This is a genomic window from Pseudoalteromonas sp. MB41 (assembly GCF_020966275.1).
Taxonomy (GTDB): Bacteria; Pseudomonadota; Gammaproteobacteria; order Enterobacterales; family Alteromonadaceae; genus Pseudoalteromonas; species Pseudoalteromonas lipolytica.
In genome coordinates this window covers 73,018-95,381 of record NZ_JAJJZF010000005.1, presented here as the reverse complement: position 1 = coordinate 95,381, position 22,364 = coordinate 73,018, and the positions used below count along the sequence as shown (strand labels likewise).

Sequence of the window (22,364 nt, the reverse complement as noted above, 5' to 3'; positions counted from 1 at the left end):
AAGGAAAATTATGTACTTTTCAAAAAACACCATTGAAAATTTAGACAGTCGATACCGAGCCCATTTCATTAATAGTTTATCGGGGTTCAAAAGTGCTAATTTAATTGGCACACAAGATAATCAAGGGCATACAAATTTAGCCATTGTCAGCTCAGTGTTTCATTTAGGCGCACACCCGCCGTTGGTAGGCATGATAATCCGTCCACATTCTGTGCCTAGACATACATTAGAAAACATTTTAGAGACGGGGTTTTATACGATTAACCACGTTAATAAAACAATTTATCAACAGGCACACCAAACATCTGCACGCTATGATAAAGCGGAATCTGAGTTTATTGCGACGGGTTTAGAAGCAGAATATCTCGCTGACTTCAAAGCCCCTTACGTGAAAGACAGCCGGCTTAAATATGGCGTTGAGTTAAAAGAGCACCACCACCTTGAAATCAATGGCACCGAACTCATTATTGGTGAAATTACTGCTATTCACCTTGATGAACACAGTATAGACAACGATGGGTTTGTCGATATCGAATCGTTAGAGACCGTCGCAGTAAGCGGGCTCGACAGTTATCACACGACTGAACGACTTGCCCGCTTAGCGTACGCTAAAAAATAGTGGCTTAGATAATAAATGGCTTAGGTGCGTGCGTTAATACTTCGTATCCTGTGTCAGTAACGACGATATCGTCTTCTAAACGCACCCCACCATAACCTGGTATATAGATGCCAGGTTCTATGGTTATCACATTACCAACCTCAAGGGTGTAATCAGTCAAGGTATTAATAAAAGGCACTTCATGTAAGAAAAGCCCTAGCCCATGCCCGAGTCCTTTACCTGCATACTCTCCATATCCTGCATCATCTAATACTTGCTGTGATGCCGCATTTAACGCCAAACAGTTGATACCGGGCTTAACAAGCGCAAGTGATGCTTGTTGCGCCTCTTCGACAGCTTTGTAAATCGATATTTGTTTATCTGATGCCTCACCTAGTATATAGCTTCGTGTCATATCGGAGCGGTATCCGTTCACCACAGCCCCAAAATCAAGGGTGATAAAGTCGCCGTGTTTTAACACCTGTGAAGACGGATTACCATGCGGCAGCGCTGTTCGTTCAGCAAATAGCATAATAGTGGCAAAAGACATGCCTTCGGATCCTAGCTTCTGCATTCGGTATTCAAGTTCTAAGGCTAAATCACGCTCAGTAACCCCTTCTTTGAAGTAAGGTAAAGTCTCTGCCAAAGCCTGATCCGCGATTGCTGCAGCCGCTTTAATCTGCTCAACTTCCCAAGCATCTTTAACACGTCTTTGCTGTTCTATAAGACCAGTAACCGGGGCTAAGGTGTGATTACTTAGCGCTTTTTCTACATCTTGCCATACTGCTACTGTGATATAACTTGCATCAAAAGCAACATGACTTTTAGCAGCTAAATGACGGTTGATGCAGTCACCAAGACTTTCAGTATCACGGTCGCGGCACACCACATCAAACCCCGAAGTCTCTGCAATAGCACGCTGATGGTAGCGATAATCGGTTATCAGTATACAGTCGTTCTTTGTGATCAATGCGTAGGCGGCATTGCCACTAAAACCACTTAAGTAACGAATATTTTCATGACCAAGAACTAACATGGCGCTATAGCCTTGCTGTTCGAGTCGGGCTTTAAATTCAGCTTGTCTTTGTAGGTAGTTTGCTTGCATCATCACTCCTTATTTTTTGCGCATGCTAGCAGCATTCGATTTAAAAACGAATTAGATGCGATTAGTCGCAGTGAATTTGCATCCCGTTACACACTCAGGTCACAATGTGAAAAAACCAAGGAGTAAACAATGACAACATATGGCATCGGTATTCAGTCACCAGAGCAAGCTCTGGCTTCTTTATCAGATATGACAACAGATTTAACCCCGATACAAAGTAATGAATTTTTAGCCCGTATCAGCGCAGCGCAAGCCTATATGCAAGCCAATAATATAGACGCAATTTATCTGAATGCAGGAACCAACCTTGCTTATTTTACTGGAATGCGTTGGTATGCAAGTGAACGTTTAGTTGGCGCTATTTTACCTGCGAAAGGCAATGTTGAATACATCGCCCCTTATTTTGAAATTGGTAGTTTAAATGATTTTATGGTGACTGACGGTCCAATACGCGGCTGGCAAGAACATGAAAACCCGTATCAATTGTGTGTTGATGTACTGTGTGAAATGGGTATCGATAAAAATGCTACGATTGGTATAGATGAAAGCGCGCAATTCTTTATTTATGATGGGATAAATAAAGCCAACAGCCATTACAACATCATTAATGCCCAATGTGTTACAGCGCATTGCCGTATGCATAAATCAGCGAATGAGCTTGCTCTTATGCAACGTGCTATGGATATGACTCTTGAAGTTCATAAAGCCACTGCAAGTATGCTCTACGAAGGGATAACAACCACCGAAGTCGAAGCCTTTATTAAAAAAGCACACCAAAAAGTAGGCGCACCAGGAAACTATTTCTGCATTGTATTATTTGGTGTAGCGTCGTCTTTCCCGCATGGTGTAAAGAACCCACAAACCCTTAAAAAAGGGGATGTGGTGTTGATTGATACAGGTTGTAAAGTACATGATTACTTATCTGATATTACACGTACTTATGTCTTTGGAGATGCAACTGTACGCCAACGTGAGTTCTGGCAACATGAAAAAAATGCACAATTAGCTGCATTCAACGCCGCTAAAATTGGTGCTAGTTGCGGCTCGGTTGATGATGCTGCACGGCAATATCTCGCAGCTAATGGTATGGGCCCAGACTATCAAACACCGGGATGTCCTCACAGAACAGGTCATGGCATTGGTTTAGATATTCATGAATGGCCTTATTTAGTTGGGGGTAATACAACTAAACTTGCTAAGGGTATGTGCTTTAGTAACGAGCCAATGATTGTTGTTCCTGACGAATTTGGTATTCGATTAGAAGATCACTTTTACATGACAGAATCGGGCCCATGTTGGTTTACAGAACCGGCACAAAGCATTGATGACCCGTTTGGCTTAGGTAAATAAGTTTTATTCAGGCCACTGTATTGTGGCCTGCCTCTTTCCCTGTCTTTATGCGCTTCACATATTACATTAGTTCACAATACGCTTACTTTTCGGTCACCTTTTTTGTCTAAGCCATGGTATTATTTCAAGAATTTTACCTATAAAAATATTATGGAGAATAAATGGGTTTGCATTTTAAAGTTCCCCACACGCTAATTTTACTACTCAGTATGATGGTCATTGCTTTAATCGCAACATGGCTCGTACCACAGGGTTTCTTCAGCACAACACTCAGTGACTCAGGCCGAGAAATGGTCGTTGCGGGTACTTATCAAACAGTATCAGAACGTCACTATTTAACTCCTTGGGATTTATTACAAGCAATTCCTCGCGCTTTTGCAGCGGCACAAGATGTAATTTTCTTTGTATTAATCGTCGGGGGTGTATTAGCCATAGCGCGCGCAACAGGTACTGTTGATGCACTAATCGGTCGCTTACTTGAGCGCCACGGTGAAAAACCACAGCGTTTAATATTTATGGTGGTATTTTGCTTTGCACTTGCATCGAGCAGTATTGGTACTGCAGGTGAGTACATCCCGTTTGTTATTATTTTAGTTGCGCTTTGTAAAGCAATGCGCCTCGATGCGATGACCGCAGTCGGTATGATAGTCGCAGGCTATGGTATTGGGTATGGTGTATCGGCATTTAACCCCTTCACCGTATTAATAGCGCAACAAATTGCAGGTATTCCTGTTTACTCTGGCCTATGGTTACGTTTAGCCATCTTCATTCCATTTGTTCTTATCGGTTTTCATCATGTTTGGAAATACACCAAAATGGTGGCCAATGATCCGTCTAAGTCGATGATGATAGGTGTACCTTGCCCGCTTGAAAATCAAACGGCTGCAAGTTACCCAACACTTGCTCTTCGCCATAAACTTATTTTAGGCAGCTTTATTATTACCCTTGCGATTGCTGTTTGGGGTATCGCATCAAAAGGATGGTATTTATATGAGCTAGGTGGTGTTTTTATCGCATGGGGTGTCGTTGTAGCCATTTTAGGCAAGTTATCTGCTGATGAAGCGGCCAATAAATTTATTGAGGGGGTGTCAGACCTAGTAACAACCGCAATTTTGATTGGTGTTGCAAGGGGTATTGCGCTGATTTTAGAGGATGGTCAGATTCTGCATAGTTTAGTGCATGGCATGTCGTTACCGTTGTCTTATGTATCTGCCGAAATATCAGCGATTGGCATGTTAGTGATTCAAACTGTATTAAATACATTTATTCCATCAGGTTCTGGTCAAGCTTATGTCACGATGCCACTAATGGCACCACTAGGAGATTTAGTCGGTGTGCCACGTCAAGTTGCAGTACTTGCTTACCAATTTGGTGATGGGTTCTCAAATATGATCATTCCTACCAATGCCGTACTTATGGGTATTTTAGGTATGGCTGGCGTACCCTACGGCCATTGGTTTAGATTCTGTTTACCACTGCTTATCAAACTAATGGCTGCCGCATCAATAGTACTGGTAATCGCAGTTATGTTTGGTTATGGGCTAGATGTGCAACCCACACTAAATTAAGCTAGTTGATATTAAAAAAGCGCCCTAGGCGCTTTTTTTACATGTTTTGAGTTCTTTGTAACAACACATTTTTGGATAAAATGGAGTTGGAGTCAAAGGACAAGCCTGTGCCAAAACCTGACCATAAGCCGCAACTCGCTTCTGCCCCAAGACGTGTTTAGGCGAATTACTCAAAAAAGCGAACTTCGGCCGTTCAAAATTGCTTTTCTATTTCGTCAAAGTATATTGCTTGCATAGTCAGGAAAACGACCCAATCGCTTGTTTTTGTCCTGAGACAAAAGCTAGAACTACTGCATTTTAGTAGTAATGGCAATTAGTTAAGAAGTTTGTTACAAATGAGTCATTCAGAAAAGCGAGCGACGCTGTGGTAGAAAAACGCGCGATTCGCTCGCTATAAACATGTTAGGCCCTAAGGATTAACTATGATCGAAGGATTTGGATTTACAGATGTAGATAAATTGCTAACTTTCTGGTGCCCCATAGCTGCCGCTTTTGGTGAGTGGTTAAGGTTTTTATCTAAAGCGAGAAATTATGAGCATTTTATTTCTTTTGACGAAAGCGGAAAAGCTAAAGAACCAACATGGGCTAGTTTTGGCCAGCTAATGTCCGCTGTTGAGTGGTTGTTAGGCCATTTGATCTTATCGGCTGGTGCTGGTCTTATTCTTAGCTTGTACTTTGTTGGAATGATAGATAGTGAAGCCAATGCTATTGCGCGTCTTTTAGGAGTCTCAATTATCTTGGGTTATATAGCCCCACAACTTTGGTTATCTCAAGAGAAAACAATACTTAATAAAGTAGAAAAAATAATTGCTAGTGAGCTCAACAAAATTAAAAAATAATAGTTTATGATCCGAGAGCCTAACAAGGCAATTAACTCGGACTTGGGTAAAGCGTCTATTTTTTCAAAAAAAGCAAAAAATCGCCACTTCACACAAGCCGGTTATTGCAGCGTTACCGAATAAATACTCTAACGTGTTTTTGTCCAATAATGATTTAAATGCTAAGGCTTTAAACTTTAGGTTCTGTATAGCACTTTAATTACATGCCAACCAAAGCGGGTTTTCACTAAATGCGGTTCAAGGATCTCGCCGCTAAATGCAATTTTGTCAAACTGCGGTACCATTTGCCCGCGTCTAAATTCGCCTAAATCCCCGCCTTTTTTACCTGACGGACACGTTGAATATTTTTTAGCGAGGGTCTGGAACTTAGCCCCTTTTTTAAGTTGCTTAATGATATCTTCAGCTTGCTCTTTATGTTTAACTAAAATATGCAATGCATGTGCTGTATTGGCCATGGGGTATCTCGAAAATTAAAACGCAGATATTTTATCACGACAAACTAAACTGAGCCACTGCGGCTATTTCTGTTTGCTTATTGCCGGTAAGAACCCTTTAATCAAACAAAATTGCGCTAAATAATAACTACACATGATTGCGATATCTGCATGCACAATTTCAAAATAAAAACGATTAAGGCCAAGAATAGAGTCTGATACAACAAACACTGCCCCACCTAAGACTAAAAAACCGTTCGATTTATCCGTCATCCAAGTAAGGCTTGCCATTATGGTGAGCACCAACATATAAAAAAGCACGGGAATGAGTATGTCATTCAGGTTTGGATAGAATAAGCAAAAAACGATGATTGCAAAAAAGAGATAAAGTAATACGACTTCTATTCGCCAGTGTTTAATTGGTAACATGGTAATGATATAAAAAGCGTGACTTACAAAGAATGCCGCTAAACCGCCTATAAAAAGCTGCCCTGTATCAAGGGCTAGTAGCACATCACCTAGTGTCGAAAAGCTAAGTGCTAATAATAGCGTGATCAAAATGCGATTTTGTATCTGATTGCGTGCTTTTAACACCATCACAATCAACACACCGATAGGCAATGCTTTAAATACCGCCATAGAGGGTTGAGATAATGCAGGCATAAATAGCAGTAAAGCAATGTAAAACGTGCAAAGGATTAGAAAGAGAATGTTCATATTCTTATTATTTTTGTTTGTTCCCAATAATGAGAATAGCAAGCTTTACTTTAAATGTTTATAAAAAATGCTGCTTTTGTTTTTCGCTCAGTAACTTACACTGAGTTTGTTTACCAAAAATACGATAGCGATTACGACCTACCCAATCATAAATATGATCGCGAAAGCCCTTTGGGAGCAGATAAAACACTTTAGCAATTGAGAATGGAAACCCTAATTCATTTGCGATAAATAACACAGCATCACTTTGTTTATATAGCTGGTTTTTATCAATCACTAACATTGAGGAAAGAGGATCTTTAACTTCATGCGCTTTTAATAAACGCTCACCTTTATCGCTTTGCATTGGGCATAACTTAAAGGTTATCTGTTTATCAAAGCGAAGAATAAAACGTACACAAAAATGGCACAGATTACACTGACCATCAAACAAAATGACTGGGCAGTGAGTATGCAAGTTTAACCGCTTACTTGCACAACTTGTTTCCCAGTGAAGCCACCAGCAAGTTGTTTATTCAGTGCATCAGAAACCGCTTGGGCACTAAAGTCAACGGCATGGATTTGTGGCAGTTTTATCTCACCACGCGCTGCATTATCGAGTAATAAATTGCCCATAAAACTTAACTTTTGCTGTGCACATAAGCTATTAGCAAGCCAAGCCCCACCAAGCGACACAATACCAATATTAGGTGCGCGTCTGAACATCAGTTCTTGTTCGAATTTCGGGAGTTCGTTTAAGCATGCAATATGGCCACAAAAGCGCATTAGTTCAACGTTACGAATGGTAGTATCACCACCAATACAATCAAGAACAGCATCAAAGCCTTGCGGCCCTAGTTCACGACGAATTTTATCTTCAAGTTTAGGGTCTTTATAATCAAACACGACATCTGCACCTAATTGCTTAAGTAACTTATGATTGTGTTTGCTGGCGGTGGTAAACACCGTTGCACCACGTTGCTTAGCAAATTGAATAGCAAATTGGCCAACTCCGCCAGCACCAGCATCAATAAACAGTGAATCCCCTTCGCTCAGCTGCAACTTATCAAGGGCAATTAATGCCGTCATACCTGAACAAGGTAAGGTTGCAGCGTCTGCAGGTGATACGTTATCTGGCACAACCGATACAGCATAGTTTGGCACCGTTGTGTATTCAGATAACACACCTTGGTCGCCAAGACTGGCGTGCCATACAACGCGTGCACCAACACCAGGGAATACACCTTTATTTGCCTGAACAACCACCCCAACAGCATCATGGCCTAATACATGCGGGTAATGCCATTTACAAAAACCTTGTTTTGCAAAATTAGCATCAACATGGTTTAAGCCCACATATTCAACTTTAATCAAAAGTTCGTTCCCTTCAGGACTCGGTACTGGCACAGAAAGCTCAGATAACGTAATAGCGTCATTGGGCTCAACCACTGCTAGCGCGCGCATTGTTGACGGAAGATCTGTAGTTTGTTGAATATGTGACATTTAATACTCTGGGTTAAAGATTGTTAAGTTCAAAGCTCCAACGACCGTTAAACACGTTATATGCGCTTACCTTGGCCTGGACAGATGCAATAGTTGAATCAACAGCATTTTCTTGCGCTATTAAAACATCCTGTCTCGCATCTAACAACTCTAAGTAAGGAATTTGTCCTTCTTCATACATAGCGTGAGCTTGTTCAAATGCTTTATTCGCATAATTAAAACGCTGATTAGCAAAATCAAGTTGTTGCTGTTGTTTGACTAAGCGTTGCAAGGTAAGTTCACTTTCGCTTATCGCTTTTAGTACTTTACTTTGATAGTCGCTGTAAGCCGCTTCGCTTAAAAATTGCTGTGCGTCTCGTTGAGCCAATAATGCAGGATAGCTGAGTAATGACCATTCAACTTTTGGCGTCACTTGCCATTGTTGCACGGTATCGTCTAAACCATTACTGGTTAAACTCACCACACCTGCAAACCCTGCTAGGCTAATATCAGGCAGAAGCGCTTTAGAGGCTGCCACACTGAGTGAATAAGCTTGACTGAACTGATACAAGGCACTGGTAATATCCGGTCTGAGTGCCATTGCTTCACTCGCTTTATAAAACGACACGCTAAAATCGCGGCTCAATAATTCAGACTCTTCAATCAGCGTTATGTCGCTTGCAAGTCGGCCAGTTAGCACCGCAAGGGTTGCTAAGTCGCGATATTGCAAGTAACTAAGCTCAGGAATAAGCGCTTGTTGCTGCTTTAACTGAGCAAGGGTACGATTAAGGTCCAACTCATTGGCAACGCCCTCTTCAACTCTTGCTCTCAGCACATCAATACTTTGCTCTAACGCCTCGATTTGCATCTCAATAATCGCTTGTTTTTGCACATTACCTTGATAGCTTACATAGCCTTGCACTACCGCTGAAACCACTTCAACCTGCAATGCCCTTAACTGCTCGGCTTGATTTAGTGCGCCAGCATTCGCAGCATCCACTAAAGCTGTAATTCGACCAAATAAGTCAAGCTGCCAATTTACATTAACACCCGCGTTTGATTGGCGCGTAATAGCGCCATCTAAGCTACTGCGTTGTGCGATTACGCTTAAGCTGCCCTGCGGATAATAATCCGCACGGGCTGCACCTAAACGAGCTATGGCTGCATCAAGTTGAAGTTGGCTGGTTTTTAAGTCGTGATTCATTGCTAATGCATCAGTCACTAAATTGTCTAACTGCGCTGAATCTAAACGACGCCACCAGTTATTCTCGCTCGCACCTTCGTTTTGTGCACCAATTTGTGTATCACTGACAAATTGTGTCAGGCTAACTTGCTGCTCTTGTATGTCTACGCTTTGTGCGCAGCCTGCCAATACACCGGCTAACAGCATTGCACTTACAAGTTTGCCTTTTTTAATGATTACATCAAAAGGCTTATGCATCGTGTTGCTCCTTCTGCGATTTTTTCGTTACTAACATATAAAACACCGGGGTAAACAATAAGCCAAACACGGTTACACCAATCATGCCTGAGAATACCGCGTTCCCCATAGCGTGACGCATCTCAGCACCTGCACCAGTGGCAAGAACAAGAGGTACAACACCTGCCGTAAAAGCAATTGATGTCATTAGAATTGGGCGAAGTCGTAAGCGACACGCTTTAATAATGGCTTCAAGATGAGACATTCCCGTTTTATGCTGATCTCGTGCAAACTCAACCATTAAAATGGCGTTTTTACTTGCTAGCGCAACCAGTACGATTAGTGCGATTTGTGTGAAGATATTGTTGTCATCACCCACAAACCACACACCTAACAAGGCCGAGAAAATAGTCATAGGCACAATCAGAATAATAGCAAGTGGTAATCTCAAGCTCTCGTATTGCGCCGCAAGTACCATGAACACAAGCAATACAACAAGTGGGAAAACATACACCATGGTGTTACCCGCTAATATTTGCTGATAGGTTACTTCTGTCCATTCAAACTCAATCCCATTGGGGAGTGTGTCTGCAAGGATTGCTTCAATAGCTTGCTGTGCTTGGCCTGAGCTATAACCTGGTGCTGGGCTACCATTTAGTTCAGCTGTAGGATAACCGTTATAGTGCATCACACGATCTGGGCCTGTTGTTGGTGTGACCGTTAATACAGAACCTAATGGCACCATCTCACCCATACGGTTACGTACTTTTAGATTCAAAATTTGCTCTGGATCTTGACGGTAATCAGCATCAGCTTGCGCATTTACCTGATAAGTACGACCAAACAAGTTAAAGTCATTCACATACACAGAACCTAAATAGACTTGTAAGGCATTAAATACTTCATCAAGAGGAATGCCTTGAATAAGCGCTTGCTCTCGGTCAATGTCGATATCCATTTGTGGCACTTGAATTCTAAAGCTAGAGTAAAGTCCCATTAATGCAGGGTCTTGCTGCGCTTTAGTAATGGTTGCTTGTAAACTGTTAAAGAGTGCTTCAAAGCCTTTGTTAGCACGGTCTTCAATTTGCAGTTTAAAGCCGCCAGTAGTCCCTAAACCTTGAATTGGCGGTGGCGGGAACACCGCGACAAACGCTTCATCAATAGCGGCAAATTTTTGATTTAACTGCGCCGCTATCGCCATTGCAGACATACTCGGGTCTTGACGCTCTTCAAAAGGTGCAAGCGGAGTAAACACAATGCCGCTATTTGGGCTATTGGTGAAACCATTTACAGATAAACCAGGAAACGACACAGTGTTTGCAACACCGGGGACTTGTAGTGCAATTTTTTCCATTTCTTGCACGACTTCTTGGGTTCTGTCTAAGCTTGCCGCATCAGGTAACTGTGCAACAGCCACTAAATATTGCTTGTCTTGCTGTGGAATAAAGCCACCCGGAACAGCATCAAACAATTTAACGGTGCCACCAACAAGCGCAACATAAGCAACTAATACAATCACACTCATACGAATAAGCTTTTGCACGAGTTTTTCGTAGCCATTGGCGCCTTTATCAAACACGCGGTTAAAGGGTTTAAATAGCCAGTTGCCAAATAGGCGGTTTAATAACTTAGTTAAACGGTCTGGTTTTGCATCATGGCCTTTTAATAATAACGCCGATAACGCAGGCGATAATGTTAACGAGTTAAATGCTGAGATAACCGTTGAAATAGTAATAGTGAGTGCAAATTGCTTATAAAACTGACCCGATAAACCAGTAATAAAAGCCGTAGGAATAAATACCGCGCACAATACTAACGCAATAGCGATAATTGGCCCGGTTACTTCTGTCATCGCAACACGAGTTGCTTCTAGTGGTGATAAGCCCTGTTCGATATTTCGTTCAACGTTTTCAACCACAACAATGGCATCATCGACAACAATACCAATTGCGAGTACGAGCCCAAATAACGATAAGGTATTAATAGATACGCCTAACCATTGCATTACCGCAAACGTACCAATCAAAGATACTGGCACAGCAATCAGTGGGATAACCGATGCACGCCATGTTTGTAAAAACACCACCACAACAATAACAACTAACGCGATTGCTTCTAAAAGCGTTTTAATTACAGCATCAATCGAGCCGCGTACGAAAATAGTGGGGTCATAAACAATGTCGTATTCTACTCCTGATGGAAAGTCTTTAGCTAACACCTTCATGGTTTCACGCACTTGATCAGAAAGCTCAATCGCATTAGAACCGGGGCGTTGGAATACGGGCATAGCAAGGGCTGGTTGACCATCTAGCATCGCTCTTAGTGCATACGTGTCTTGGCCAAGCTCAAGGCGTGCAACATCACTTAGGCGTGTAAGCTGACCTTGTTCACCGACTTTAATGATCACATTTTCAAATTCTTCTTGTGAGCTTAAGCGCCCTTTTACATTCATTAGAATTTGGAATTGGTTACTTTTCGACGTAGGTTGTGCACCCAAGCTACCCGCAGCAACCTGTTGGTTTTGCGCACGCAATGCATTTACTACATCCATTGCCGTTAATTCGCGTGCCGATAGCGCATCTGGATTTAGCCAAACGCGCATCGAGTATTGGCCACCACCGAACATACGTACGTCACCCACTCCCGGAAGACGTGCAATTTGGTCTTTGATATACAAGTCAGCATAGTTTGCTAAGTAGGTCGTATCGTGCGTTTTTTCAGGCGAGTATAAATGCACCACCATGGTTAAATCGGGTGATGATTTTTCGGCTACGACACCTAAACGCTGAACTTCTTGTGGTAATCGCGGTAGTGCACTATTTACACGATTTTGCACTTGTACTTGTGCACGGTCTAAATCAGTACCTAACGCAAACGTTACCGTTAGTGTCATGCGGCCATCACTGGTTGCTTGCGAAAACATATACAACATGTTTTCGGTACCATTGATTTCTTGCTCAAGCGGAGTCGCCACTGTTTCAGCAATCACCGTTGGGTTTGCACCCGGGTAACTTGCCGTCACAACAACCGTTGGCGGCACCACTTCTGGATACTCACTGACTGGCAATTGAAATAAAGAGATGGCCCCTGCGATAAGAAAGATAAGCGACAGCATCGCAGCAAAGATGGGTCGCTGAATAAAAAAGTGTGAAAATTTCATTTTGCCCTACTGTTTTGCGACCAAGTCTGAATTTGTACTGGAAAGAGTGAATGCTATTCCGTCGCTGTTAATGGTGATGGTGTTTGGTGAGATAGGCATACCAGGACCTACACGAGCAGGGCCATTGACGGCTATCACATCACTTTCATTTAAGCCTGATGTAATCGCGCGTAGGCTGCCGTAACGCTCGCCCACCGTCACTAATTTATATTCAAGAACATTGCCTTCACCCACAGTGAGTACAAAACGGTTCTTTAAATCTGTACCAATTGCGCGCTCTGGCACGATAACTTTTTCGCTTACTTTATTGGCTGCAAGCTTAATACGAGCAAATGACCCCGCACGCAGTTGTTGCTCATCGTTTTCAAACACGGCACGAACGCGAAGAGTACCGGTAGTTTCGTTAATTTGATTATCAATGAAATTAATTTTGCCATAAAAGTTAAAGCTCGTTTCGCCCACTTTTTGCATCACGACCGCTTGTTCGCTTTGCGCTGTAACATCAGCAAATGACTGATTCCACGTACGCTCATCAATATCAAAGTAAGCATACATTTGCTGGTTTGAAACAATGCGTGTTAACACACTTTGACCGGCAAGTACGTTGTTACCTTTGGTGATATTTGCCCGCGATACTACGCCATCAATGGGTGAACGAACTTGGGTAAATGCTAAATCAAGCTTAGCTGCACTCAGTTCAGCCTGAAGAGCTAACAATTGCGCTTCGCGTTGTCTAAGGGTTGATTTACGAGACTCTGCTTGCTCAATTGAAATAGCTTTTCGTTCTGTTAAGCGCTCAGCTCGTTTTGCTTCACTTTTAGCTTGCTCAAGTGCTGCCTTGGCGCTTTCAATTTGCGCTTTTAAGCTATCAACCACCGCAGCAAAAGGGCGTGCATCAAGCGTGAAAAGCAAATCGCCTTCTTTAACGCTGTCACCTTCTTTAAAGTTAATTTTATCGATCACACCCGAAACACGTGGCATGAGCGCAACTTCTTGCGGTGCTTCTAAACGTGTTGTATAGGTGTGCCAATTTTGTACTGGCTTAACGAGTACTTGTGCTACATCAATAGGTTGTAAATGCTGTTGCTGCGCTGTTTGGTTGGCTTCTGTGCCACACCCTGCAAGCGTTAAGCTCGCAATGGCCACTGCCACTGCAAGAATAGATTTGTTCATCACGACTCTCCTGTTTATAGATTGGAGACAATGTTACGGCACTAATTAGATGACAAAAATGATAGATTTCTAAATTCTTTAATGCCAAAATGGCATCAATAATGTTTTAGGAACTGCTATGGATACCACCAGCCGCCTGTTAATGCTACTTGAGGTAATAGAACGAGGCTCGTTTGCAAAAGCCGCTGAATCGAGAAACATCGACCGCTCAGTTATCTCTAAACAAATTAGCCGCCTCGAAGACGAGTTAGGTGTTCGCTTGCTTAATAGAACCACGCGCTCGTTTTCATTAACTGCAGCAGGGGCTGAAATGATCAAAAAAGCCGCTGAACTCAGAGATCTCTTAAATGAAACAGTGCGACTAGCTGAAAACTATCACCAAGAACCGCGAGGAACCCTTAAAATCACTTCCTCAAGTATTCTTGGCAAACGCTACATTCAACCGGTTATTAACGACTTTCAAAAACGTTTTCCGCAAGTAGAAGTGGAACTTCGTCTAGACGACAGATTAATTGATTTAGTGTCTGAGGGTTACGATCTCGCGTTTCGTGTTGGCGAACCAAAAGACTCCTCGTTCATCGCGCGTAAAATTGCACGTAACCGGATGTTGCTCTTAGCCTCGCCTGAGTTTATTGAAACCTACGGTATGCCAACATCTGTAGAAGATTTAAAAGAACTGCCAGCAGCCAGCTACACCAGTCCGAGTAAGCGTATAAGTGGTATTCGTTATCGCAATGCTAATGGCGATATTATCGAGCAAAATATTAAAAGTGTTTTCAGGGCTAATGACGCAGAAGTACTTCTTATGAAGGCTATTTCAGGAAACGCGTATGTGCTCGCTCCTGCCTTTATACTTGAAAATGAAGTAAAGCGAGGTGATTTAGTGCCTATTTTGACCAACATTGAATTACTTGATTACAGTGCGGTGTATGCTGTGTATCCACACAGAGACCTGCCAGTCAGAACACGCTTATTTTTTGATGCTATGCGTGAATACATAGGTAAAGATATCCCCATTTGGGAAGCAAATATCCCTAATTACGATGCCATGTATCAAAAAAGTACTTAGCTTGCTTTATCTGTATCGCAAAACAGTTGAGAAATATTTAACTCATAGGCTGTAACAACACGATTACGTCCTTGCTGTTTTGCCTGATATAAGGCGTCATCAGCCCGTTTGATAAAGTTTTTAAGGGTTTGCTTTGGCATATAACACGCAACACCAATGCTAATGGTTACATTAATTGTGTGCTCATCTATTTGGTAGTCAATTGTGGCTAATTGCTCACGCAACATATCCGCAAATTCAAACGCACTCTGTGGGTCACTTGCAGGTAAAAAGATAGCAAATTCTTCGCCACCAATACGAAACACATAGCCTTTATTAAGCCGTTGCCTAAAGAAACTGGTGACCTCTATTAACACTCTATCGCCTACTTCATGACCGTACTGATCATTAATTTTTTTAAAGTAATCAAGGTCGAGCATTAACATAAACAAACCATTTTTATGAGTCAGCTCAACTTCGAAATAATGAGTCATTGCGAGTCGATTGCCAGCCCCTGTGAGAGGGTCTAACAAGGCTAAATTTTCAAGACGCTTTCCATATTCTGCACGGCTATTTTCAAAACTGTGCGACACAGCCCAAATGCTGATATAGACAAACGAGAGGTTGAGTAACGAATTAACAGAGTTTAACGGTACTAAGGTCTCTTTACTGAGTAAAGTAATGCCTTGGATGATGGCTATTCCAAACGAGAAAAATAGCCCATATCGCTTGCCTAATAACAAATAATACAAAATGGGCAGAGCGCACGTCCAAATAAATAGCAGGTTTTTAATATCACCAAAATGCGTACCAATAACAACAAGCAGACTCAAAAAAACGCACAGAGTGAGCGATTGCCACAGATGGCCATAGTGTTGTCGTGTGTAAAAATAGGTGTGGAAACAAAAAACGGCAAAGAAAACTTCGAGTATGCCAAGCACAGCAAAGTCGTTATAGAGTAAATTATAAAAAGCGAATATTGTTGCAAGTACGCCCAAACAAAAGCTCATCCATTTAAGAACGTTATTTCGTAAAGCCTGAGTGCCTCTCAGCGCACCAATATCCATCAAGTTTCTCGCTTTGTTATGATTACTTGATTTTAGCGTGAAACAAATTAATTAGGAACATTTTATTAACAGTGAACAGCGTTAAGGTAAGCTCTTTACACTACATCCCTATTATTACTACACAGTATCTCTTTGGATTAGTAGCACACGCTAATAACAGAACCGGCTTAAATATTCAGTTCAAAATAAACAACTAATCGTTGATTAACGCTGTCACTTCTTCGATCAGATCATTAAATTCATTGCGTACATTTTTTTGCTGTTTGTCTGTTAATGTGGATTTAAGTGCTAACAATAGTTTCACGTAATTCTCTAAATTTTTGTCGTCAGCGTTAATAAGTGCTTGGCTCATGAACGCAACTCGGTCGTTAATAATAACCGCAAGTTGTTGATCAAAATCGGCGGGCTTGGTTTCTTGTAAAAATAACGTTTTAAGTGCATCTAAACGTTTTTGTTTGTACTGCATCCAGAGCAAAAAAGTATCGACACGCTGATGAGTGAAATCGACAACCAATGTTTTTTGTTCAGTTGATAACTTTGTACCAAGCCACTCTTTATAGGTATCAAGGTTGTCATCTAAACGCGCTTTATCATGTTCTGCTGGCGTTTTTTGTTCATGCTCTTCATATTCATCGTTAATGTTCTCTTGTAACGCAGCAACAAACTCAACACGCTGCTTGTAAGACAAGGTATTTGCTAATGCAATTAACTCAGGTTCAAGTTTTGTCACTAATGTTTGCCAATGCTGTTTGGCAGCTAAGAAATGGGTTTTTAATTCATCATGACTAACATTTTTATCAAGTAATGATTTTAAATGTTCGAGATCACGCTTGTACAAAGGCAATTGCGTTTCTCTGTGCCAATCACGGCTAGTTTGGACTATGTGTTTAAACTTATCTGCTTGGTCGCTATTCAAGTCGACATAGTCGTCTATCCAAAACCCAGACAACCAGCCAAGGTTGTTATAGGTAAAGCTAGGTGAACATCCTGCAATGCCAAGCAATATGCTAAGTGCAATAAGGTACTTTGATATTTTTTTCATTTGTATTTGTAAAATCCTGTTCCTGTCTAATTACTTTAGCAAGTTGATAGAGAGTGTAAATATGCAATGCCTGCATTTTAATGAAATTAATTCTCATTTAACTATTGACGAACAGTTAAACCTAAGTAATAATCGTTATCAACAACTTGGTTCGCTAAACTGTTTATACCGCAGTTTCAATACCTACAAGGGTTTGATGCTGTTCCACCAAGTTTGTTCAAGACGTGACTCTTGAATGATGGTTGCTTCCTCGACCCGAGCACCGACATAAAACGTTACACTTTACTTGCTACATTGCTCATATCGGTGACGGTAGATATGACCTCAAAAAGCCCACTCTGGGCTTTTTTTATTTCTTTAGTTTTTCTATTAAAATCTGTATCTTAAGCCTACTTGTTAATTACTAAGCGTGTCGGTGTCTATAAATTAGGCATTTGCAGTAGTTGGGTCTAAACTAACAATATGTTTTGCCCATTTGCTGATACGGCAAGGCTTTTATCAATACCCTAATTATTGATATTTAAACACACATTTGGAGGCAGACTATGATCAAGCCTAATTTAAAATCACTATTGCTAAGCAGCGTGTTACTTCTTTCACCGTTTGCCAATGCAAGCCTAGAAGATGCTCAACTCGCAGCGAATGAAGGACGTTTTGAAGAAGCACTTCAAGAATTTAATTACCTTGCAGATCGTGGCTATGCACCCGCTATTTATGAATTAGCTAAAATGTACGAAGGTGGGTTCGGTGTTCAGCGTGATTACCGTAAAGCAGCAGAGCTTTACCAAAAAGCCGTTAAGCAAGTTCACGCAGATTCAATGTTTGCACTTGGTGTACTTTACCAAGAAGGTAAAGGGGTAAAACTAGACAAAGAGAAAGCAATATCACTTTACGAAATGGCAGCGCAAAAAAACCACCCTGCAGCACAATATAATTTAGGTGTTATGTATGCCAATGGTGAAGGTGTTTTACAGGACTACCGCACAGCAATGAGCTGGTATCAAAAGGCTGCTGCAAATAACTTTACGCTTGCGCAGTATAATATGGCGTTAATGTATTATGATGGTTTGGGCGTTCCAAAAAACCTTGAAAAGTCATATATTTGGAACACAATTGCTGAATACAATGGCAATATGGATGCCAGTCATAGTCGTAAACTTGACGAGCGAAACATGATGCCAGCAGAAGTTGAAGCTGCAAAAGAAAAAGCCGACGCTATTTACGCAAAAATACAAGCGGGATTATACGCCCCTGACGGTCGTTTATAATGACACGAAGTACTTGCGTCTATCGACGCAAGTACATCCATTTTAATAGCGTAATAAGCAATTTATTTTGCTTAAGCAATAGCTGTGTTCTTGGATTAAATTTACCAGATACCAATGTATTTCTGGCATGACTAAAAGTTTTAAACCCTTCTATTCCATGGTAGTGACCCATTCCTGATTCACCAATCCCACCAAAAGGAAGCTGATCTGCGGTCACTTGCATCAACACATCATTTATTGCCAAGGTGCCACTGCGAATCGACTGACTCACAAACGAAATCCTCTCTTTATCGTGGCCAAAAATATACAATGCTAAGGGATGAGGGTGACTATTTATATAGTCAATAACCTGTTGCAATGATTCATAGCTCATTATCGGCAGTAATGGGCCAAATATTTCATTTTGCATCACGTTCATCGCATCATTAACTTGCGTCAATATATGCAAACCCAAACGATGTTTTAAATCGTCATATTGATTCTCTTCAAGCGGCTTAAAAATTTGAGCCCCTTTATCTTCAGCATCCACTAAATATGATTTTAAACGCTGATATTGAGAGTCAGAGACGATTGAAGTTAGGTTTTTTCCCTCAACGCCGTCTTTAAAATGCTGTTTATAGAGCTCACATAGCTGTTGCAGTAATTGATGCTCATGTTTTTTTGGCACGAATACATAATCAGGTGCAACACAAATTTGCCCTGCATTATTTAGCTTGCCAAACAGCAATGTTTTCGCCACTGATTTTATATTCACATCGTCAAGAATCACAACCGGTGATTTACCGCCAAGTTCTAAAGTAACCGGTGTTAAATGCTGACTCGCGGCCTGCATCACCTTACGACCTACTGTTGTGGAGCCTGTAAATAATATGTGTGCAAAAGGCAGTTCACTAAACGCCGCAGCAACCTCGCTCTGCCCTTCAACAATATGGCAATGCGCTGCTAACTCACCAGAAAATATATCCTTTATAATCTCATTGGTATGGGGTGTAAATTCGCTGACTTTTAGCATCACTCGATTACCTGCCGCTAACGCGGTAATGACAGGAACCAGTGCGAGCTGTATAGGATAATTCCACGGCGCAATAACACCGACAACACCTTTTGGCTGATAATTAATATGAGCTTTAGAGGGCCACAAACTAATACCCACACCACGCGACTCATTGCGAGCCCACTTGGGCAGCCGTTTTATTGTGTCACTGATGAGTTTTACTGTCGGTAATAAATCACCCAGTACGGTGTCAAAAGCAGTGCGGTATCCAAAATCTTTACTCGTCGCCGCAACAAGGGCTTGCTCGTTAGTAATCAGGCTATTTTTTATCTGTTTTAAAATGCTAATACGCTGCTCGATTGGCAAATAAGGTTCAGCCAAAAAAGTACGATTGAGTTGCTGGAATTGAGAATGTAGAAGTCTTTGAATATCAGTCAAAATGTGATCTCTTGAATAGCGACAAATTCAACTATAGCGATCAATAATAACCGCCGCAACTTTCATAGAAGTAAAAAAACAGCGCTCAGGGTGAGCGCTGTTGTTGGTTGGAATAGGTTGGATATTATAAATGTATCTTAAAAGCCAAACACAGCGGCCGCGAAGGTCATTGTAATTAGCGTAATCATCGCAATCGCAATGATATTAAGTGCAAAGCCTGATCGGATCATGTCACGCATTTGAATTTGCCCTGACCCAAACACAATGGCATTAGGAGGGGTTGCAACAGGCATCATGAATGCGCAGCTACATGCAATCGCTGCAGGAATAACCCACACTAAAGGCGTTCCAAATACAGATTCAGCAACCGGACCTAATAGCGGTAAGAAACCAGCAGCAGTTGCGGTATTACTTGTGATCTCAGTTAAGAAAGTAATCAATGTTGCAACAGCCAAGACACTCAGTACTAACGGAATCACACTTGCACCTTCAATCATGTGAGCGATGTACTCTGCTAGGCCTGATGATTTAATTTGCGCAGCAAGTGTTAAACCACCCCCGAACAGTAATAACACGCCCCAGGGCACTTTTGCTGCACTTTCCCAATCGAGAATACGCTCGCCATCCCCTTTATTAGCAGGTAACACAAACAGCAGTAAAGCAGCAGCAATCGCAATGCCTGTATCCGATATTTTTAACCCTGTTGAGTCAGCCAATAACGGTCTGAAAATCCAACACACTGCAGCAAGTACAAACACTATTGCCACGCCTTTTTCAGCACGCTGCATTACGCCAAGCTCTTTAAGCTGGGTTGAAAATAATGATTTAGTATCTTGGCTCGCATCTTGCGCGCACGGTGTATCCACTTTATAAGCAAACTTAGTTAACCATACCCAGCACAAGATAAGCATGACTGTTGCAAGCGGGACACCCACTTTCATCCACTGTGCAAAACCAATATCAATTTTATAGCTATCTGATAAGTACGCTGCCATTAATGCATTTGGCGGAGTACCAATCAATGTGGCAATACCACCAATGCTCGCGCCATACGCGATAGATAGTAATAATGCTTTGCCAAATTGGTCGTTATCAGGATTAGATTGCTTTACTAACATCGTGATCGACATAGCAATCGGTAGCATCATCACCGCAGTGGCTGTATTTGACATCCACATTGATAAAAATGCCGTCACCAACATCATCGCTAAAATTTGTAGGCTAGGTTTTGTTCCCGCACGAAGCATTGTATTAAGTGCTATACGTTTATGTAGCCCCCAACGCTCCATCGCGATAGAAATTAAAAAACCGCCCAAGAATAAAAAGATCAAAGGGTGAGCATACGGTGCTGCAACCCCTTTGATTGCTGCAATACCAGCAAGAGGTGATATAACCAGTGGTAATAATGAAGTAGCTGGAATTGGCACAACCTCACTCACCCACCAAGATGCCATCCAAAATGCAAGGCCTGCTGTTCTAAGTGCGGGTTCACTCATCCCTGCTGGTGGGTCTATTAAGCATGTTAATAGCATCACTAATGGACCCAATAAAAGCATCACAGTGGTCATCAACGGACGTTGCTCTGTGCCGTCTTTTGTTTGATTAACTAATGACATACCGACTCCTTAAAACTTGTACTTAAGGCCAAGTGCAATGCTGTTATCTGATTCAATATCAAGGTCTAAATCAGTATAGAATAAGTATGCAGTTGTTTGTTTATCAAATACATAGTCAACACCTGCTGTCCATTGTTTACCTTCTTCAGCATGGCGAATTTTAGAGTCGTCTTTTACGTATTGTAATTTAGGGACCCATTTATCAATTGCATAGCTTGCACTTACAGCATAACCATTGCCTTCTTTAGTCCCGTCTGTTGATTCACTACGTTGGATTAAACCGGCTAACTGAAGATTTTCGTGTTTCCACGCCGCGACAACGCGACTTGCCGTTAATTTATTAAGAGCATCAACATGACTGATTGCAACATAATAATTAGCTGATTTTAATGCACGGTCACCATAAATAACGGTTGCAGCAAACCCTAACTCATCATTACTGCTATCGTCTTTTGGCGCGTATGTTAACGCTAATGAAGCACCCGCATATGTTTTAGAGCTATAGGTAATGGTGTCGCCAATCCGGTCTTGCCCTGGGATCAACTGCGCAATATCAGCTTGTGTTTCGTTAAAACCGTCAAGTTTGCCTTCTGAATATTTAAAGCGCGTGTCATTACGACCAACGACGACTTCACCAAAATCGCCCGCTAAGCCTAAATATGTATTACGTGCTGAGAATGGCTCATTAGTATCATCGTGTTCAAAGCCTTTTACTTGTACTTCGTATTTGAACACAGCTTTTAATGATTCAGTGAGTTTATGACTGCCCTTGATGCCTATACGAGAAAAAGGTGCATCAATTTGCGTACCTTCATCAGCATAGCGCATCACACCAGTATCAGTGTTGGCTATTTGAACTTCGGCTTTTCCATATACAGCGTAGTCAGCAGCCATAGATGAGCTTGCAAAACACGCTAAAATTATACCCGCTGCAACGCGAGTTTTTGTATAAGTTACTATTGTTGTCATTATGCGCCCCTTTATATTAGGTTCAAATTGTTGTTCCTAACACTAGAGGCAAATTAATTGCCAACTCACACAATAAATTTAAAAAACTTAAAATACA

The 22,364-nt window shown here is 41.6% G+C and carries 19 protein-coding genes; 6 read left to right on the top strand and 13 right to left on the bottom strand.

Annotation, left to right across the window (positions count from 1 at the left end; all coding sequences use genetic code 11):
• Positions 1–10 precede the first annotated feature (10 nt).
• A complete protein-coding gene (locus LPA49_RS07960; protein WP_065979136.1) occupies positions 11–619 on the top strand; it encodes a flavin reductase family protein in 609 nt (202 codons plus the stop codon).
• A gap of 4 nt (positions 620–623) precedes the next feature.
• Here LPA49_RS07960 and LPA49_RS07955 read toward each other — a convergent pair whose 3' ends face one another.
• Positions 624–1,706, bottom strand: coding sequence for a Xaa-Pro peptidase family protein (locus LPA49_RS07955; RefSeq protein WP_305954735.1), 1,083 nt, complete (start codon positions 1,704–1,706; stop codon positions 624–626).
• Between the two features lie 126 nt (positions 1,707–1,832).
• Between LPA49_RS07955 and LPA49_RS07950 the strand changes: the two genes are divergently transcribed.
• The 3 genes from LPA49_RS07950 (at position 1,833) to LPA49_RS07940 (ending at position 5,460) form a co-directional block, all read left to right on the top strand.
• Entirely contained in the window at positions 1,833–3,053 is a 1,221-nt protein-coding gene (locus LPA49_RS07950; protein WP_230236320.1) for a Xaa-Pro peptidase family protein, read from the top strand.
• Positions 3,054–3,214: 161 nt separating this feature from the next.
• Complete coding sequence (locus LPA49_RS07945) at positions 3,215–4,621, top strand: YfcC family protein (RefSeq protein ID WP_036972786.1); 1,407 nt, start codon at positions 3,215–3,217, stop codon at positions 4,619–4,621.
• 422 nt (positions 4,622–5,043) lie between these two features.
• Positions 5,044–5,460: a hypothetical protein gene (locus LPA49_RS07940; protein ID WP_230236318.1), complete on the top strand. Its 417-nt coding sequence runs from the start codon at positions 5,044–5,046 to the stop codon at positions 5,458–5,460.
• Between the two features lie 176 nt (positions 5,461–5,636).
• On the opposite strand, the gene ppiC is transcribed toward LPA49_RS07940, so the two are convergent.
• The 7 genes from ppiC to LPA49_RS07905 form a co-directional block, all read right to left on the bottom strand.
• On the bottom strand, positions 5,637–5,915 hold the full coding sequence (gene ppiC / locus LPA49_RS07935; RefSeq protein WP_065979131.1) for a peptidylprolyl isomerase PpiC: 279 nt from the start codon (positions 5,913–5,915) through the stop codon (positions 5,637–5,639).
• A 63-nt stretch (positions 5,916–5,978) separates the two neighbouring features.
• Positions 5,979–6,557: a lysoplasmalogenase gene (locus LPA49_RS07930; protein WP_162898069.1), complete on the bottom strand. Its 579-nt coding sequence runs from the start codon at positions 6,555–6,557 to the stop codon at positions 5,979–5,981.
• 112 nt (positions 6,558–6,669) lie between these two features.
• A complete protein-coding gene (locus tag LPA49_RS07925) occupies positions 6,670–7,068 on the bottom strand; it encodes a thiol-disulfide oxidoreductase DCC family protein (protein ID WP_036972792.1) in 399 nt (132 codons plus the stop codon).
• Positions 7,069–7,070: 2 nt separating this feature from the next.
• Complete coding sequence (locus LPA49_RS07920) at positions 7,071–8,093, bottom strand: zinc-binding dehydrogenase (RefSeq protein ID WP_036972794.1); 1,023 nt, start codon at positions 8,091–8,093, stop codon at positions 7,071–7,073.
• 13 nt (positions 8,094–8,106) lie between these two features.
• Positions 8,107–9,513 carry a TolC family protein gene (locus LPA49_RS07915; protein WP_065979129.1) on the bottom strand — a complete coding sequence of 469 codons (1,407 nt, stop codon included), beginning with the start codon at positions 9,511–9,513 and terminating at the stop codon, positions 8,107–8,109.
• Positions 9,506–12,652 carry an efflux RND transporter permease subunit gene (locus tag LPA49_RS07910; protein WP_199524932.1) on the bottom strand — a complete coding sequence of 1,049 codons (3,147 nt, stop codon included), beginning with the start codon at positions 12,650–12,652 and terminating at the stop codon, positions 9,506–9,508. Before LPA49_RS07910 ends, LPA49_RS07915 begins: the two co-directional genes overlap by 8 nt.
• 6 nt (positions 12,653–12,658) lie before the next feature.
• Positions 12,659–13,825: an efflux RND transporter periplasmic adaptor subunit gene (locus LPA49_RS07905; RefSeq protein ID WP_230236316.1), complete on the bottom strand. Its 1,167-nt coding sequence runs from the start codon at positions 13,823–13,825 to the stop codon at positions 12,659–12,661.
• Between the two features lie 118 nt (positions 13,826–13,943).
• Between LPA49_RS07905 and LPA49_RS07900 the strand changes: the two genes are divergently transcribed.
• Positions 13,944–14,894: a LysR family transcriptional regulator gene (locus LPA49_RS07900; protein WP_036972798.1), complete on the top strand. Its 951-nt coding sequence runs from the start codon at positions 13,944–13,946 to the stop codon at positions 14,892–14,894.
• Here the strand turns inward: LPA49_RS07900 and LPA49_RS07895 are convergent.
• Complete coding sequence (locus tag LPA49_RS07895) at positions 14,891–15,940, bottom strand: GGDEF domain-containing protein (protein ID WP_074989126.1); 1,050 nt, start codon at positions 15,938–15,940, stop codon at positions 14,891–14,893. The two genes, LPA49_RS07900 and LPA49_RS07895, sit on opposite strands and share 4 nt — an antisense overlap.
• A 193-nt stretch (positions 15,941–16,133) precedes the next feature.
• The gene (locus LPA49_RS07890) at positions 16,134–16,982 is read right to left on the bottom strand and encodes a DUF6279 family lipoprotein (RefSeq protein WP_230236314.1); all 849 of its coding nucleotides are present in this window, start codon (positions 16,980–16,982) and stop codon (positions 16,134–16,136) included.
• A 545-nt stretch (positions 16,983–17,527) separates the two neighbouring features.
• On the opposite strand from LPA49_RS07890, the gene LPA49_RS07885 reads away from it, so the two are divergent.
• Positions 17,528–18,250 carry a tetratricopeptide repeat protein gene (locus LPA49_RS07885; protein ID WP_036972801.1) on the top strand — a complete coding sequence of 241 codons (723 nt, stop codon included), beginning with the start codon at positions 17,528–17,530 and terminating at the stop codon, positions 18,248–18,250.
• 19 nt (positions 18,251–18,269) lie between these two features.
• Here LPA49_RS07885 and LPA49_RS07880 read toward each other — a convergent pair whose 3' ends face one another.
• The 3 genes from LPA49_RS07880 to LPA49_RS07870 form a co-directional block, all read right to left on the bottom strand.
• A complete protein-coding gene (locus tag LPA49_RS07880) occupies positions 18,270–19,673 on the bottom strand; it encodes a coniferyl aldehyde dehydrogenase (RefSeq protein WP_230236362.1) in 1,404 nt (467 codons plus the stop codon).
• A 146-nt stretch (positions 19,674–19,819) separates the two neighbouring features.
• Positions 19,820–21,250 carry an SLC13 family permease gene (locus LPA49_RS07875; protein ID WP_230236360.1) on the bottom strand — a complete coding sequence of 477 codons (1,431 nt, stop codon included), beginning with the start codon at positions 21,248–21,250 and terminating at the stop codon, positions 19,820–19,822.
• 57 nt (positions 21,251–21,307) lie between these two features.
• Positions 21,308–22,267: a porin gene (locus LPA49_RS07870; protein WP_230236312.1), complete on the bottom strand. Its 960-nt coding sequence runs from the start codon at positions 22,265–22,267 to the stop codon at positions 21,308–21,310.
• Between the last annotated feature and the right edge of the window lie 97 nt (positions 22,268–22,364).